Here is a 16,045-nt window from a genome sequence, read left to right on the forward strand (position 1 = left end):
TATCCTCCACTTGATATGTGTACTTGGACGTAGCTATGGTAGCACGCCGATGCCGAGCCTTCGCAGACGGAAGGGTCACGGCATATTTTGGGGCAGGCATGGGGGCCAAGACTGTCCCTTTTGCACCGTGTTGGTGCAAAGTAACCTGACCCCCTTGCACCAGCTATTTACCGGCGGCGCGCAGGGCTACGTAGGCGGCACCGATGATGCCGGCGTCGTTTCCGAGCGAAGCGACCTTAATGGGCGTCTCGCGCGAGGCAGAGAGCGCGTACTGCTTAAAGTGCTCGCGAACCTTGTCGAGATAAACATCGGCCGAAGCGGACGCGCCGCCACCGATCAGGAACATCTCGGGGTCGACCACGTTGGCGATAAGCGCCAGGGCGCGGCCAAGGTAGTCGGCCATGGTGTCGGCTGCGGCCAGCGCGAGCTTGTCGCCCTCGCGGCAGGCCTGGAACACGTCCTTGGAATCGGAGGGGCCGGTGAGCTCAATGGGCTCGACGCCCGCCTTCTTGCACTCGGCAAGGTAGTTGCTCACCACGCCGGTGGCGCTGGAATACTGCTCCAGATGGCCATGGCCGCCACAGCCGCAGGTGCGCTCCTCGGCCGGGTTCAGGCACATGTGGCCAATCTCGCCGCCGGCGCCCACAACGCCCGATACCACGTCGCCGTTAACGATAACGCCGCCGCCCACGCCGGTACCGATGGTGACCATCACCACGTTCTGCACGCCCTTGGCAGAACCGAGCCAGGCCTCGCCCATGGCAGCGGCGTTGGCATCGTTCTCATACTTAACGACCGCATCGGGGCAGTGCTTCTGAATGGCGACCCTCAGCTCGGGCAGGTTAATGGCAATGTTGGCCTTGACCTTGGCATCGCCCGACGCCGGGATGGGACACGGAACGGCCAGGCCAATGCCCGCCACAAAGGCACGCGGAATCTGTGCCTTGGCGACCACCTGGTCGATAGCCTCGGTCACCGCGGCAAAGCCCGCGGCGTCAACGATAGGAGGCGTGGGCACGCTGGCCTTGGCAAGCAGGTTGCCGTCCTCGTCGAACAGGCCCTCCTTAACCGAAGTGCCGCCGACGTCGATGCCGATGTAGTACTGCTTAGGTTCCATGGGAGCCCACCTTTCTCGTTTAAACATTGCCTGTATGGTACCGCTCTCAAGGCAAAAACCTACCAAAAAGGGACAGGTTTGTTTTGGCAGGTTTTATCTGGGGTAACGCAATTGGCTGCCCAACAGGCCGCGCAAGACCATCCCCAAAAATAAAGGCGCCGGGAGGCGGAGGCTCCCGGCGCCCGTCAAAGGGACTATGTTGTCTGTTGGACCGCACGGTCCGTCGCGGCGATAACGCCGACTAGGCCTGAAGTACCTGCAGCTGCTTGTGAATCTCGATGAGCTCCGTCGCCATGACGCGCATGGTCTCGGTACCGGCCATCTGGTCCTCGGCATGCAGCAGAATCAACGGGGCCTCGCCGTTACGCTCGCCGTTGGCCTCCTTCTTCAGAAGCCCCATGTGAACATCGTGGCCACCGTTATAGGCCTCGTCGCCCTGCTTGATAAGCTCCTCGGCGGCGTCAAAATCGCCCTCCTTGGCCTTTTGCACGGCATTGATGTACATGCTCTTGGCGGTACCGACGTAGCTGATGATCTCGAAGCAGGTCATCTGCAGTTCGTTCATATCCTCCATGCGGAGCACCTAGCCCATCACGCTGACGCAGTGGTCGATGATGCCGGCAGCGTTCATGCGGCCGTAGTCGACCATGTTGATGACCTCGACCGGAAAACGACCGGCGGCCTCCTTCTCAAAATCGCCCTTGGTGTAGCCGATCTGCGGACCAAGCAGCAACATGTCGCACTCGTCCAGGTGATCGTGGGCCTCGTTCATGGGACGAGCCTCGACCTCAATATCCAGACCACGGCTTGCAACCTCGGCCTGCATCTTCTGGACCAGCAGGCTCGTGGACATGCCGGCATTGCAGCAAAGCATGATCTTCTTCATGGTTTCCTCCTTATAACTGCGCGGCGCGCAGACGACAACTGGTTTTATTCCTTGCGGCTACTGTACCCACCCCCTGCGTCTTTACGCAGGGAGAGCCGCGAGCACCGGCACCGCGTACCGGCGCCCGCAACAATGAAAGGGAAAACGAACCGTTTAGGCGTTCTGCTCGGCAAGGGCCTCCTGCTTGGCGATGGCCTTCTCGGAGATCCTCATAAAGGGCAGGTAGACAACCATGCCGATGACAAGCTCGAGGGCCTGCCATACGCCGGCGCGCCAGTCAAAGCCCGTGGCAAGCAGGGCGTTAATGACGGGAGGCATGGTCCAAGGCACCTGGGCGATGCAGGGGCTAATGATGCCCGCGCAGGTCAGGCCATAGGTGATGCCGATGAACAGGTCGGGAAGAAGCACGAACGGAATCATGAGCGGCAGGTTGTACACGACGGGGTAACCGTAGATGACCGGCTCGTTAATGTTAAACAGGCCAGGAATGATAGCCATCTTGGCAACGGTCTTGGAAGCCTTGTTCTTGGAGAACAGGAAGGTATCGAGCAGGAGCATGAGGGTGCAGCCCGAGCCGCCGATGAGGGCGAAGCTGTTGACGATCTGCATGTTCATGTAGTGATCGGGTTGGATGGTGCCGCCGGCGGCAAAGGTAGCCATGTTGTCGACGATGAGCATGGTCAGGATCGGCTCGACGGTAGCGCCAGAGATGGTGGACTGGTGAATACCGACGCAGAACAGCAGGTTCGCAAGAGTGTAGATGAGGATAACAGCCCACGGACCGGCGTTCATGATGCTCTTGAGCGGGTTGGAAATGCACGTGGAGATGATGGTGCACAGATCGGTGCCGGCAAACACGGCGAGCAGAGCCGCGGCAATGGCGAAGATCGAGAGGTTGAGCAGCATCGGGATCATGACGTTAAAGGAGTTGGAGACCGCGGGAGGCACACCCTCGCCCAGCTTGACCTTGAGCTTCTCGACGCCGGAAATCTTAATGAAGAGCGTAACGGAGAGCAGGGCGATGATAATGGCCGCGAACAGACCGTTGGTACCGGTGTTGGCAGTCGAAAGGGCGCCCGTGACCTCGGCAGAGGTAATCTTGTCGGTGAGCAGCGGACTCGTGGCGGCAAGCGTGGCGGTGATCTGCTGCGGCATCATGATGACGAAAGCGGAGATGGCGACGACCACGCAAGCGAGCGGGTTATCGAAGCGCTCGTTCTTAGCGAGGCTGTAGCCAATCAGTCCAGCCAAGATGATGGCAGAGACGTTGAGGGTGCCCAGCGTAATTGCCGAGCCCCAGGTCTGAAGGTTGGCAAGGCCCGCCGCATCGAGCGGGAACAGAGGGAACACGACGTTGTTAATAAGAACCGCGATACCCGCAAGGATATAGAGCGGCGTGATGGTTGCGAAGGCATCGCGCAGGGAACGCAAGTGAACCTGGTTTCCCACCTTCGCAGAGACCTCGGCAAACTTGTCGAGGAAGCTCTTTCCGTTGTCACTGGCCATGATTGCTCCTAACTTTCAAATCCGGCCTTTTCCTATGCGCACGGTGGTCTGTCGCCCTCTGCCACCAGATGTGCCATGTGTTGCGCGCGGCGGCGCGCGGTTTGGGCGCTTGCTTGGTCGCTAGTCAACCACGTGGGTCGTTGCAACCTGCTTGAGCCAAGCTGCCGACTTCTTAAGGCGGCGCTTGTAGCCGTCCATAAGGTCGACCTCGACAAAGCCGTAACGGTTTTTAAAGGCATTGGCCCAAGACCAGTTATCGATGACGGCCCAATAATGGTATCCGCGGCATTTGGCGCCCTCGGCGATTGCCTTGGCGACCCACTCCAGGTGCTGGCGCACAAAGTCGACGCGGTAGTCGTCCTGGATGGTCCCCTCGGCATCACGGTTCTTGTATTCGTCCATGATGCCGATGCCGTTCTCGGATACGAACCACTCAAGATCAGGGTAATTCTTGGCGCAGTCCATGCCAAAGTCGTAGAGACCCTGCGGGTAGATCTCCCAGCCGCGGCTCTCGTTCATAACGGCGTCGGGCCACACGTACTCGTCGGCAAAGTGCGGCAGGCCATACTGGTCGATCTTGCTCGCCGGAGCCTGGACGCGCGTGGGGTGGTAGTAGTTGCAACCAAGCCAGTCGACAACGCCCTGCTTGAGAATCTCTTGGTCGCCGGCACGGAACGGGAGCCTAACGCCGCCCTCGGCCAGGCTGTCGAGCACGTCGGCGGGAAGCTCGCCCTTGGTAATAAGATCGAGCCACCAGCGATTGTTGACACCGCTGGTCATACGCACGGCCTCGAGGTCCGCCTCGCTGGGGTTCTCCTTGGTGTAGACCGGGGTAAAGCAGTTGATCATGCCGATCTTGGCGTCGGCGCGAACGGCACCCTCGTCATAGGCGCGACGGTAGTTGGCCACGGCCAGCGCGTGCGCCAGCGAGATGTGATACTGAACGGTGCGAGCGCGGCTATAGTCGTGGAGCCGCGGGAACCACACGCCCTCCTGATAGCGCTGCTCGGGCTCGACGATAGGCTCGTTAAAGGTAAACCAGTACTTGATCTCCTGGCCAAATTCGCGGAAGGCAACCTCGGCGTAATGAGCGTAAGCCTCGACGACCTCACGGCTCTCCCAACCGCCGCGGTCAAAGAGGTAGGTGGGCATGTCAAAGTGGTACAGGTTGACGAACGGCTCCAAGCCGGCCTCGCGAGAGGCACGGAACAGCTCGTGGTACCACGCGGCACCCTCCTCATTAAGGTTGCCGTCGGCATCGAGCAGACGACTCCACTGGATGGAAGTGCGATAGGTATCCAGGCCCAAGTCCTTCATAATGCGAAGGTCCTCCTGGTACTTAGCCATAAAGTCATTGCCGGCATAAGAGCCAACGCGGTTGTAGAACGAACCCAGATCCTGGATGGACCAGGTGTCCCACAGGTTCTCGAGCTTGCCGCCCTGGTTCCACTGGCCCTCAGTCTGCGGGCCGGACATAGCGGCGCCAAAGAAGAAGTCACGGGGCAGCTGATACTGTGCCATCAAGTCCTCACTTTCGTGTTCTAGAGCTTCCGGTTGGAGACGGGTTTGCCTTGGCAGGTTATCCGGCGCGGGCGCGCACCGGTTATCTGGGTATCCAGCCCGCCAAAACAAAACCGTCCCCAAACGGCCGGCCCCGCTGTACTGCAGGGCTCCGTTCGTTGTCTACAACTATAGCGCTCTAATTTTAAAGTAAAGCGTCTTTTTCTTTTTCCTTTCTCGGACTTCTTATATAAAAGTAATATGGGTGCCTCGTTGGGGGTTATACTTACTTATGTATTCATGTATGTATTTATATATGCCGGAAAGGAGGTTCCATGATTCCCAAATACGAGTCGATAGCTGCAGATATCCGTTGAAGCATCGAGGATGGCGCTCTTAAACCGGGCGACAAGCTACCCACCGTCGTTGAGTTCTGCGAGCTCTATAGCGTTTCCAAAATCACCGTCAAACGAGCTATCGAGCAGATCACCGAGGAGGGTCTTGTTACCAGCCGTCGCGGGTCGGGCACCTACGTTAAGGACACGGCGGGTCTTCCCAACCAGGCGTTTTTCCAGGGCAAAAACGACCGCGCCCAGGGTTTTTCGTATGAGCACCGCGGGGAGAAGGTAACCTCGGTGGTCTACGATTTCTCGATTGTCAATCCACCAGCGGACGTCGCTACTCAGCTGGGAATTGCCGAGGACGACTTTGCCTATCACATCGTGCGCGTGCGCCAGGTCGACGAGAAGCCCATCGTTATCGAGTACACCTACATGCCTCTCGAACTGATACCGGGCCTTAAAAAGAAGGACCTATACGGATCGGTCTATAGCTTTATCCGCGAGCAATGCGGGCTGAAAATTTCGAGCTTCCACCGCACCATCCGTGCCGTGGCGGCAACCGAGGAAGAGGCCGAGCGCCTGGACACCAAACCCGGCGCTCCCCTGCTCGAGCTCAACCAGATTGGCTTTTTGGATAGCGGCAACGCCTTTGAGTACTCGATTTCGCGCAACGTCGGCGACCGCTTTGAGCTGCACAACGTAACGTTGGCATAGGTTTTTGTAGTCATGCGGGCGCTCGTTATGGCTCGTCTAGAACGGACGGCCGCACAACACCATGGGGGTATGAATATGTCTGATTTGATTAAACTGACGCCGATCTTCCATGAGAAGATTTGGGGCGGCCGCCAGCTCGAAACCGTATTTGGTTACAACATTCCCGAGGGTCCCATCGGTGAGTGCTGGGCCATCTCGGCACACCCCAACGGCGACTGCCAGATCGCTGAGGGCCCGTATGCCGGCCACACGCTGTCGTGGCTATGGGCCGAGCACCGCGAGCTCTTTGGCAACTGCGAGGGCAAAGAGTTCCCGCTGCTCATTAAGATCCTGGACGCCAAGGACGACCTTTCGATCCAGATTCATCCCAACGATGAGTACGCCGCCGAGCACGAGAACGGCAGCCTGGGCAAAACCGAGTGCTGGTACGTGCTGGATTGCGAGCCCGGCGCCACAATCATCGTCGGCCAGCGCGCGCATGACCGCGCCGAAGCCGCACAGATGATCAAGGACGGTCGCTGGGACGACATGCTCAACGTGTTGCCGATCCACAAGGGCGACTTTTTCCAGATTGACTCCGGCACCGTGCACGCCATCAAGACCGGTACGCTCATTTTGGAGACGCAGCAGTCGAGCGACGTGACGTATCGTCTGTACGACTACGACCGTCCCGGCACCGACGGCAACCTGCGCCCGCTGCACATTGAGCAGAGCCTCGACTGCATCGACTTTGATGCCCAGGCTCCGACCGACGGCACGGTGACCGCGCCCGAGGTGAACGGCGTGACCGAGCTCGAGTCTAACTCCTGCTACACCGTCGATCGTGTGCGCGTCGACGGCAGCAAAACCCTCGACCAGCGCTGGCCCTTCATGTGTCTGTCGGTCATCGACGGCGAAGGCACCGTCTGCGGCGACCCCGTCCACAAGGGAAGCCACCTGCTGGCCCCGAGCACCGTCAGCTCCATCGACCTCGAAGGCAAGATGGAACTGATCATCAGCCACCTGTAGGCCACCGGTCCCCAAGCGCTCGCCGGGACGGGGCGCGGGGTTTGGTCGCCTGCTCGGACAGTCCTGCTCGCACGGAGAGCACATTAAGTGCTCTCCGGCTCGTGCGGAACTCGCGATCGACCAAACCCCGCGTCCCGTCCCGGCGAGCCTCTGGCTAGTTACGACAATCAAAAAGCAACAAGGGGCTCCCCCGCTCATCAAACGGGAGAGCCCCTCACCATACATAACGAATCAAGGTGCCTATAGGTAGACCTTTTCGAGAAACGATAATGTGTCCTGAAGACGCGCTCTCTCTTTACGATCGGTCTGCCGATTTACATAAGAAGAAAAGTCCGCAAAGAAGTCTCCGGCGTCAGCCCTCATTTGCTCTATTAGCTCCAAGCGAGCCGAAGGCGGCAACAAACCCGCAAGTCGAACAATATCCGAGCGATGCTTTCGTCGATCTTTATCGTTGCAATGGCGCCCTTCTTCATAGCTCCTATTGATATCAATGTGTGCACGCATCTTGAGGGGAATGATATGGAGCGCATCGAGCAACGTAATGCCCTCTACGTTCGTTGCGTTGTCGCGAATAAATTCGTAGTAGCCATCGTCGAGAATAATTGCCGAAAGACTTGATACGGCCCCGTCAAAGGAAAGAGGTGCCACTTCGCTCGTTTCATCTTCGAGCACAAAATCAGGATGTCGGGCGAATAGCTCAATTTGGCCGGGATAGTCTAGGACTTGCCTTGATCCTTCGGGCAAACAGAACCGATAGTAAGTGCACTTTCCATCGCCGACCTTCCCAGTCTCATATCCGACAGCTTTGATAAATGCCCACAATGCAGTGGCGAATTCAACGCCTTCCCCATCAACAATTACGACGATATCCAAGTCTTCAGTAGCTCTAAACGAATCGCCCTCATTGTCAAATAGAACGCTGCAGGCCCCTCCACCAATAAGGACGTAACCGCCTTTACAGCCGCTCATGGCATCGGCAAATCGCTCTATTCCCCTCACTTTTGACATATCGTCCTCCTGAGCTGTTCGACCGCGTCGAGCAGACGATCTTCTTTGTAATCTGCTTTTGCGCAAGCAACGTATAAGGAAAACGGGTCGACACACTGCAAACCCGTCGCGTCAAAACTAATATCGGACGGCGCGTCCACGGGATACGACCAGACCTCAATCACAACTGCCGCCGGTTCGTACCACTGAGCCTCCAGCCATCTGTCGCCCATATGCTCTTTCAAGGCCTCTAGCTGATATTTTTCGAGAGCAATGGTTGGAGCAGAGTCTTCATGGGCAAGGTCGGACATATAGCTAAGGGCAGACACACCGGAAAGCAGCGCATCAACGGCACGTAGCTCTGTTCTCTCGATAACCTTCTTGAGCCGGATTCGCTCTAAAACTGGCGTGCGAAGATAGTCCTCAAACCCATCTAGCAACGTCTCGGTCGACAGCCCGGCGTCGCACAATATACGCTTTTTGCCGTCCCGCATAATCAACCCAGGAGCTATAGCGGCGATTTCCGAAAGATAGCCGCTGACGCTTGCCGCGCTTTTGCCACACAGACGCGCTAGGTCGCCGGCGGAGCAGTCAACCCATCGTCCCGCAATGAGATTTAGGACGATTCGTTGAGATTGGGGCGAAAGCGGAGCAGCGGGAGAAGCACCCAGCACCTCATCGGAAATAACGGCTCCGATAAACGGCAGGAACGCATTTCGCTCATCTCGGATATATGCGATTCCCTCCGAAGAAAGCGCGCGCATAAAACCTAAATCCATAGCATCCCAGCAAATTACCACCGGGTGAACATCTAACTTGCGCACCGCACTGACGAGATTTCGCGCCGAAATGACACTGGGCGGTTCCTTTGGTTCCGCAACAATAAAACGGCCCTGTTTAGACATGCCGAGCCGTGCCAAGCGAAGCGAATACCGCTCAAGATACATGCGAGGAATCTGCATCTCAACTGGCTCCGGGTCGATAGCGAGCTCTAAAGAGAAGAGTCTTTTTGGGAGGCAGTTTATCAGCATGTACAATCACCGTTTTCATTTCGGTTACATTTTAGCGTCTATCTGAAATTATACTGAATCGTATAAAATCATCAATCATCAAAGCCAAGCGCACCATTCAAAACGCAACAAGGGGCTCCCCCGTTCTTTAACGGGGGAGCCCCTTGCCATGTCTAAGTATTCAGCCCACCCGGCCCTCCAGACCAAAAAGCGAACGGGCAAAGCGACGTTCGCAAGCAACGTTATCTAAGGACCTGGGCGGGCGTATGGGGCAACATCGATCGCGAGTTCCGCACGAGCCGGAGAGCACTTAATGTGCTCTCCGTGCGAGCAGGACTGCCCGAGCAGGCGATGTTGCCCCATACGCCCGCCCAGGTCCGCCGGGATTATGACAGCTTGACGATCGGAGCGAATCCCTTCATGAGCTTTTTGGTCTGGCCGGTCTTTTCGAACTGGACCTCGATCATGTCTCCGGCGACCGAGATCACGGTACCCGTGCCAAAGGTCTTATGGCTCACGGTATCGCCCGCGGCAAAGTCCTGCGATGCGCTGGCGCGATCGACCTTGCGCTCCACCGTCGGGGACACCTTGGACGACGGCTTTTTGGCTCGCGGCGCGCCCGAGCCAAAGGTCGAGGCAACACGGCCGGCGTCGGGCGAGACCCCACGATGGCGCTCGGTCCCGTAGCTGCTGCCACCAAAGAAATCGTCAAAGCTCGAACCGCCAGTCGAGCGCGTATGCGAACCAAATACCTTGCCGCCGTACATATCCGAACCCATGCCCGAGCCAAAGGTGCCGTGACGGTCGCCGCGCTTCTCCCAACCCGTGCCTTCAAAACCGGCAGAACCGATACCGCTAAACTCGATATCCTCAAACGGAATCTCGTTGAGGAAGCGCGAGCGCGGGTTGGCAGAGGTCGAGCCGTAGGTGCGACGCGTGGCCGCATAGGTCAGGAACAGGCGCTTACGGGCACGCGTGATGGCGACGTAGGCCAGGCGACGCTCCTCCTCGAGCTTACCCGGGTCATCGCTGCCGCCAAAGTCGTGCACGTGCGGGAAGATGCCCTCCTCCATGCCGGCCACGAACACCGCCGGGAACTCCAGGCCCTTGGCGGAGTGGATGGTCATCATGGTAATGGCATGCGTCTCGCCGGCCAGGGAATCCAAGTCGGAGCGCAGGGCCAGCCACTCCATGAGTGCCGGTAGCGCCTTACAGGTGAGCGGACCATAGGTGCGCTCAATCTCGTCGGCATGCACGGCACCCGCCGGCATCCCCGTCGGCGCGGCATACGCGTTGCCCGCGATGGCGGCGGCCAGGGCATCCTGCGGCGAGAGCGCCGGGGCGGCTAGGCTATCGAGCGGATTGGAACCTGCGGCATCGCGCGCGCCGACGAGTGCCTCAAACGAGGATGCCGGGGCAAATGGCCCCGGTTCGGGCGCGGGCGCGCTCACCACGACGGGCTCGGCGCCGGCAGGCACGTCGGCAACGCCGGCTGCGCGCAGCTCTTCCAAGCTCTCGAGCGTACCCTCGATATCCTCGTGCGTCTCCTCAAATTCGGCGGCGACGCCCAGGAATTCCTGAATGTTCTCGGCGCGGCTCTCGGACTCCATGGTGCCCTCGGCACGAAACGCCTGCAGCAGACCCGTCTTATCGACGATCATCTCGACGACGTCCTTGAGCTCGCCGTCCATGCGGCGGCCCTCGCGCACCAGCGACACAAAGCTTGACAGGCCATTGCGGACCTTGGCGCTAAACATGCCGGTTTCGGCGCACGCGATCTCGCAAGCCTGGAAGAACGAGCAACGGTTGTCGCGCGCCAGCTGCTCGATTTTTTGGATCGAGGTGGAGCCGATGCCACGGCGCGGTGTGTTGATGACGCGCTTGACGCTCATCTCGTCGGCCGGGTTCACGATCATCTTGAGGTAGGCCATGACATCACGGATCTCGGCACGGTCGAAGAATCGCGTGCCGCCCACGATCTTGTAGGGCACGCCCGCGCGCAGGAACATATCTTCGAGGATACGCGACTGGGCGTTGGTGCGATAGAACACGGCAATGTCGTCGTAGCTCGTGCCTTTGGCATGCAGCTTCTCGATCTCGCCGGCAATCCAGCGGCCCTCGTCGCGCTCGTCGCTCGCCTGGAAGGCCTGGATCTTCTCGCCATCGCCCTCGGCCGTAAACAGGCGCTTGTCCTTGCGCTGCGAGTTGTGGCGTACCACGGCGTTGGCGGCGTTCAGGATATGACCCGTGGAACGATAGTTCTGCTCCAGCTTGACGGTCTTGCAGTTTTTAAAATCCTTCTCAAAGTCCAGGATATTGGTGATGTCGGCGCCACGCCAGCTGTAAATGGACTGGTCGTCGTCGCCCACGACCATGAGGTTTTGGTACTTGGCGGCCAGCAGGTTGGCGATCTCGTACTGGACGTGGTTGGTGTCCTGATACTCGTCGACGCTAATGTAGCGGAAGCGCTCTTGGTACTTATCGAGCACCTCGGGGCGGGTGCGCAGCAGCTCGAGCGCGCGCACGAGCAGGTCGTCGAAGTCCATCGCATTGGCGGCGCGCAGGCGGCGCTCCAGCTCTAGGTAGACCTGCGCGGCCTTTTTGTCGTTGGGGCTATCGGCGCTCTTGAGCATGTCCTCGGGGCCGATCATGGCGTTTTTGGCCGAGCTAATCTTGCTGCGGATCATGTTGATGGGGAACTGCTTTTGCTCGATGCCGAGCGCCTGCATAATGTCGCGCACCATGCGCTTTGAGTCATCGTCATCGTAGATGGTGAACTGACCGGTGTAGCCCAACAGGTCGGCGTCCTCGCGCAGCATGCGCACGCACATGGCATGGAAGGTGCACACCCACATGCCACGGGTGCCGCTGGGAATGAGTGCCGCCAGACGCTCGCGCATCTCTGCCGCGGCCTTGTTGGTAAACGTGATGGCAAGAACCTGCCAAGGTTTAACACCCAGGTCGCCGAGCATATGTGCGATGCGGAAGGTCAAGACGCGGGTCTTGCCCGAGCCGGCGCCGGCGAGCACCAGCAACGGGCCCTCGGTGGACAGGACAGCCTCGCGCTGGGCGGGATTAAGGCTGTCAATGTCGACGAGCGGCTTGGCGGGCTTGGGCGCCGGCGCGGGAGCGTCGTAAATGTCGAGCGGGACGAGCTCGGGCTCCGGCGCAGCAGGAGCGGTGTATGCATCGAGCGGCACGGGTTCCGGCGCGGGCGGCACGGATACCGCGGCGTTCTTTTCCCAGGGCAAGGGCTGGGTCATGGGCGACTCCTCATCTGACGGACGGCGCGCCTGCGGGCGGCGCCATAGTTTGAGCCGTACCAGTATACCGAGCCGCGCGGACACCGACGCAAATCACACCACGACTCCGTGCGTCACCGTCAGGCCGCCCCAGCGAATTTGGCGCAATGGGGTCAGGTTGGTCTGCACCAATCAATTGACAATCACGAAACCGCCGATGTCATGGCAGCAGCAGCGAGCGGTGGCCAGGGCGAACAAATTGGCATGAAAAGGGGCGGCATAGACCTTCTGGTCATGCCGCCCCCTTTGAATGACAAGTTGTCGCCCCGGCCGCCGCGCAGCGTCGACCAAGTTACAGGCCGAGCATAGGCTCCAGGACAAAGAAGTACGCGAGCACCACGATGCCCAGGATGATGCGGTAGACGCCGAAGCACTTAAAGTCGTGACGGCGCACGAAGCCCATAAGCCACTTGATGGCAATGAGCGACACCACAAAGGCGACGACGCAGCCCACGCCCAGGATGGCGATTTCGTTGGTGCCGAACGTGCCGCCCTTAATAAAGTACTTGACCAGCTTGAGCGCGCTCGCGCCAAACATAACGGGAATAGCCAGGAAGAACGTGAACTTAGACGCCACCGAGCGCGTGCAGCCCAGCAGCAGGCCGCCGATGATCGTGGAGCCGGAGCGCGATGTGCCCGGAATCAGCGAAAGCACCTGGAAGCAACCGATACCCAGCGCGGTCTTCCAGCTCAGATCCTCGAGCGTAGTGATGGAGCCAAAGTCCAGGTTATCGTCATCGTCTGAAGCGGCAGCCGCAGCGGGAGTGGCAAAATGCGCACCAGCGGGGCGTCCGCCCGCCACCACGGCACGCGAACCAAACGAACCGGCAAGAGCGGCCTGGTCGCGCTTGTTCGCACGCCAGTTCTCGATCACGATAAACAGCACGCCGTACACAATGAGCGCCAGCGCCACGACGGGAGCATTGTAGAAATGCTCCTCCATCCAGTCGTTAAGCGGCAGACCGATCGCCGCGGCGGGAATGCAGCCGAGCACAATCTTGCCCCACAGCACCCAGGTGTCGCGACGACCCTCCTTGCCTTTGCTGGGAGAAAACGGGTTGAGGTCGTAAAAGAACAGGACGCAGACGGCCAAAATGGCGCCAAGCTGAATCACGACCAGGAACATATTCCAGAACGTCTCGCTCACGTTCATCTTGACGAACTCGTCCACCAAGATCATGTGACCGGTCGACGAAACAGGCAGCCATTCGGTGATGCCCTCGACCAGGCCCATGAAGGCAGATTTTAGAAGCTCAATGATATCCAAAGGGACCCCCTCGTTAGACACCCGCCGATATTGTTCTGCGGACGGTTGCGGGCGATGTCCCATTATCAACCGTTCGGCCGCGACCGCGCCCACCCTTACCAAAAAACTCGCCCGTTCACAGAATTGCGAGCGGTCAAACCCAAATCCTTGGGTATAACTGCAACAAGATAAAGTGTCCGGCGGCCACGCATCCGCGCCCGCCCGATGCACGAGCCCCACGCCCGTGCGATAGACCAAGGAGGAAACCATGAACGAGGGCTACACCAAGGTATTTGTTTCACTCGACGGTACTGAGCAGCAGGATTTTGTGCTCGCACGCGCCATCAAGGTCGCCGCGAACAACGGCGCCAAGCTGATTATCGGCCACGTTATCGATTCCACGGCACTCGAGAGCGCCGGTTCCTATCCGGTCGATCTGGTCAACGGCCTAGAGGAGGCATTTAAGAACTCCATCGCCAAGCAGCTCGAAGAGGCCAAGGCCAATCCCGACATTCCCGAGGTCGAGGTCATGATTCGCGCCGGCCGCATTCGCGAGACGCTCAAAGACGAGATGCTCGACGTGGTCAAGCCCGACCTGGTGCTCTGCGGCGCTCGTGGCCTGTCCTCGATCAAGTATGCACTCCTGGGTTCAATTTCGACGTTCCTGCTGCGCAACACCGACTGCGACATCTTGGTCGTGAAGTAGCAAACGTACGCCTAACGCATCGCGGAGCGCAAGCCCACGTGCCCAAGTCTTCCAAGAGCGGGACCACCATTACGGTGGCCCCGCTTTGCTTTAGGCTGAGAATTGCTCCAGAACCCTCATTCTCTCAACGGAATCCGTCTGAATTTTCAGAGCGACCCGACCCAAATCTCCGGTTGCAGAGGCAAGTTCTGCAAGCTGGGCAGACACCTCTTCAGCCACTTCCGCCGCGATGTTCTTGATCATCTTGAGTGGCAGATGCAAATCTTGAGACATGAATTCGAAATCTTCAGGAGTCACCCCATCGATCACCCGGTGATCCCCAATATCAATCCCAAGATTATGGTCGTATCCCATTATCGTCGTGCAAACAATATCGTATGCAGGGGCCAACCTCTTTTCCCGCCAACTCGGACTATAAAGAAACGAATGGTTCTTGAGATGCGAGTCGCAATTCCCCAACGCATAATCGACCATTACCTGACGAGCGAACATTTGAGTATCAGCAATTACGTTAGACGATTGCTCTCTTATCAATCGGCCGCAAAGAGCCATATAGCAGCTATCGGGACGTGTCTCGTATTTCATATACGAAGGCCAGCCAACCGCTTGGCAAAAATCCTCCTGATGCAGCCTCAGAGGCACACCGAATCCGCTCATCGACGGCGGCTCATTGCTCCAGATTCTGTCATAACGCTCGGAAAAGAACGCACCAGGAATCGTATCCGAAGCTTCTGAACGGGCAATTTCAAGCCCAGCAGCAGACGCTGCCGTCATGCAAATTAATTCGTTGAACGGCAAATCCGGATGTTTAGTTGAAGCAATCTTGACTATGTGAGTCGAGGGGGCAGAGCCGAGCGGCAGCATCCAATCCCCCGACCCGGCCTTTTTTGCATCTTTACCGCGCGGTAAAAACCAACCGGTTTTAGACTGAGCGCCCGCCAACGACAGCCTCGAATCCTGCATATCATTTGCAATCTCAAACACTTCCGCCTTAGAAAGTGCCTCAAAATCCTCGTCTTGCAGAGGACGATAGCCCGGATCGTAGCTCGATTTCTCATCGCCGAGAAACCTCAAGGCACCAACGCACTCATCGCCCAAACGCTCGAGCATCGATAAATAGTCTGACTGGGGGATTTGAAAACGCATCGACAGCTCATGCCGAACCGGGCCCTCGGGAAGCATGCCCGAAAAGAAGGCCGAAAACTCATTGCTGGCATATGGCTCATGTCGCAAAGGAAGAGAAGCTGAGAGTGCGGCAGCATCGTCGCGTTCAAGATATCCCTCATCATATGCAAACGTCTCGTTTACGGGGTCGGCCCTCTCAAATTCTCCGACCAGCTCAAACGTTCCCCGATACTCACGATAAACCTTTAATGCCATGAGCCGTCGCCCCTCTCCCTCAGGATCAAATCGACCCCCAAGCTGTTAGCGATTTGAAGGGTTTGGCGAAGATTGGCACCCGCCTTTCCACGCTCAAGCTCGCTCACAAAGCGCAAACTGCACTGGTTGAAATCAGCCACATCGCGTTGGGTATAACCGAGCTTCTTCCGGCGCTCACGCAAATATGCACCGAGTTCAGCTGGGTCAAAAATCGTTCGCTCATTCCAGTCTTGCATGCTAATCCCCTATGATTATCCCAAACGGGACAATCATAGCACATCATGATGGAATTATCCCGTTTGGGATAATTGTCTTAACGTGAATGACGCTCCGGGACGTTAC

14 protein-coding genes are annotated in these 16,045 nt (G+C 58.3%); 3 read left to right on the top strand and 11 right to left on the bottom strand.

What is annotated here, in order from left to right; genetic code table 11:
• Positions 1-163: 163 nt before the first annotated feature.
• The 5 genes from ACGHEN_RS09635 to ACGHEN_RS09655 form a co-directional block, all read right to left on the bottom strand.
• Positions 164-1,117, bottom strand: coding sequence for an ROK family protein (locus tag ACGHEN_RS09635; RefSeq protein ID WP_233540726.1), 954 nt, complete (start codon positions 1,115-1,117; stop codon positions 164-166).
• A gap of 241 nt (positions 1,118-1,358) precedes the next feature.
• Positions 1,359-1,691 carry a PTS lactose/cellobiose transporter subunit IIA gene (locus ACGHEN_RS09640; protein WP_199576444.1) on the bottom strand — a complete coding sequence of 111 codons (333 nt, stop codon included), beginning with the start codon at positions 1,689-1,691 and terminating at the stop codon, positions 1,359-1,361.
• A gap of 9 nt (positions 1,692-1,700) precedes the next feature.
• A complete protein-coding gene (locus tag ACGHEN_RS09645; protein ID WP_390399055.1) occupies positions 1,701-2,003 on the bottom strand; it encodes a PTS sugar transporter subunit IIB in 303 nt (100 codons plus the stop codon).
• Between the two features lie 153 nt (positions 2,004-2,156).
• Positions 2,157-3,509, bottom strand: coding sequence for a PTS sugar transporter subunit IIC (locus ACGHEN_RS09650; RefSeq protein ID WP_390399057.1), 1,353 nt, complete (start codon positions 3,507-3,509; stop codon positions 2,157-2,159).
• 120 nt (positions 3,510-3,629) lie between these two features.
• The gene (locus ACGHEN_RS09655; RefSeq protein ID WP_390399059.1) at positions 3,630-5,030 is read right to left on the bottom strand and encodes a glycoside hydrolase family 1 protein; all 1,401 of its coding nucleotides are present in this window, start codon (positions 5,028-5,030) and stop codon (positions 3,630-3,632) included.
• 359 nt (positions 5,031-5,389) lie between these two features.
• Here ACGHEN_RS09655 and ACGHEN_RS09660 point away from each other — a divergent pair, with 359 nt between their 5' ends.
• Both ACGHEN_RS09660 and ACGHEN_RS09665 read left to right on the top strand, forming a co-directional pair.
• Positions 5,390-6,064 carry a GntR family transcriptional regulator gene (locus tag ACGHEN_RS09660; RefSeq protein ID WP_390399409.1) on the top strand — a complete coding sequence of 225 codons (675 nt, stop codon included), beginning with the start codon at positions 5,390-5,392 and terminating at the stop codon, positions 6,062-6,064.
• Between the two features lie 75 nt (positions 6,065-6,139).
• Positions 6,140-7,072: a type I phosphomannose isomerase catalytic subunit gene (locus ACGHEN_RS09665; RefSeq protein ID WP_390399061.1), complete on the top strand. Its 933-nt coding sequence runs from the start codon at positions 6,140-6,142 to the stop codon at positions 7,070-7,072.
• A 240-nt stretch (positions 7,073-7,312) separates the two neighbouring features.
• On the opposite strand, the gene ACGHEN_RS09670 is transcribed toward ACGHEN_RS09665, so the two are convergent.
• The 4 genes from ACGHEN_RS09670 to ACGHEN_RS09685 all read right to left on the bottom strand — a co-directional run bounded on the left by ACGHEN_RS09670 (position 7,313) and on the right by ACGHEN_RS09685 (position 13,638).
• Entirely contained in the window at positions 7,313-8,080 is a 768-nt protein-coding gene (locus tag ACGHEN_RS09670; RefSeq protein ID WP_195364286.1) for a hypothetical protein, read from the bottom strand.
• Complete coding sequence (locus tag ACGHEN_RS09675; protein WP_195364285.1) at positions 8,068-9,090, bottom strand: hypothetical protein; 1,023 nt, start codon at positions 9,088-9,090, stop codon at positions 8,068-8,070. The genes ACGHEN_RS09670 and ACGHEN_RS09675 overlap by 13 nt, the downstream gene beginning before the upstream one ends.
• A 365-nt stretch (positions 9,091-9,455) precedes the next feature.
• On the bottom strand, positions 9,456-12,332 hold the full coding sequence (locus ACGHEN_RS09680) for an ATP-dependent helicase (RefSeq protein ID WP_390399063.1): 2,877 nt from the start codon (positions 12,330-12,332) through the stop codon (positions 9,456-9,458).
• A gap of 331 nt (positions 12,333-12,663) precedes the next feature.
• Positions 12,664-13,638 (bottom strand): undecaprenyl-diphosphate phosphatase, encoded by a 975-nt coding sequence (locus tag ACGHEN_RS09685; RefSeq protein ID WP_195246632.1) that lies wholly within the window; start codon positions 13,636-13,638, stop codon positions 12,664-12,666.
• Positions 13,639-13,885: 247 nt separating this feature from the next.
• Between ACGHEN_RS09685 and ACGHEN_RS09690 the strand changes: the two genes are divergently transcribed.
• On the top strand, positions 13,886-14,323 hold the full coding sequence (locus ACGHEN_RS09690) for a universal stress protein (protein WP_006235921.1): 438 nt from the start codon (positions 13,886-13,888) through the stop codon (positions 14,321-14,323).
• A gap of 90 nt (positions 14,324-14,413) precedes the next feature.
• Here ACGHEN_RS09690 and ACGHEN_RS09695 read toward each other — a convergent pair whose 3' ends face one another.
• Both ACGHEN_RS09695 and ACGHEN_RS09700 read right to left on the bottom strand, forming a co-directional pair.
• Positions 14,414-15,703 (bottom strand): HipA domain-containing protein, encoded by a 1,290-nt coding sequence (locus tag ACGHEN_RS09695; RefSeq protein WP_390399066.1) that lies wholly within the window; start codon positions 15,701-15,703, stop codon positions 14,414-14,416.
• Positions 15,694-15,939: a helix-turn-helix domain-containing protein gene (locus ACGHEN_RS09700; protein ID WP_138374527.1), complete on the bottom strand. Its 246-nt coding sequence runs from the start codon at positions 15,937-15,939 to the stop codon at positions 15,694-15,696. The genes ACGHEN_RS09695 and ACGHEN_RS09700 overlap by 10 nt, the downstream gene beginning before the upstream one ends.
• Between the last annotated feature and the right edge of the window lie 106 nt (positions 15,940-16,045).

This window comes from Collinsella sp. i06-0019-1H4, from assembly GCF_042849575.1.
Lineage (GTDB): Bacteria > Actinomycetota > Coriobacteriia > Coriobacteriales > Coriobacteriaceae > Collinsella.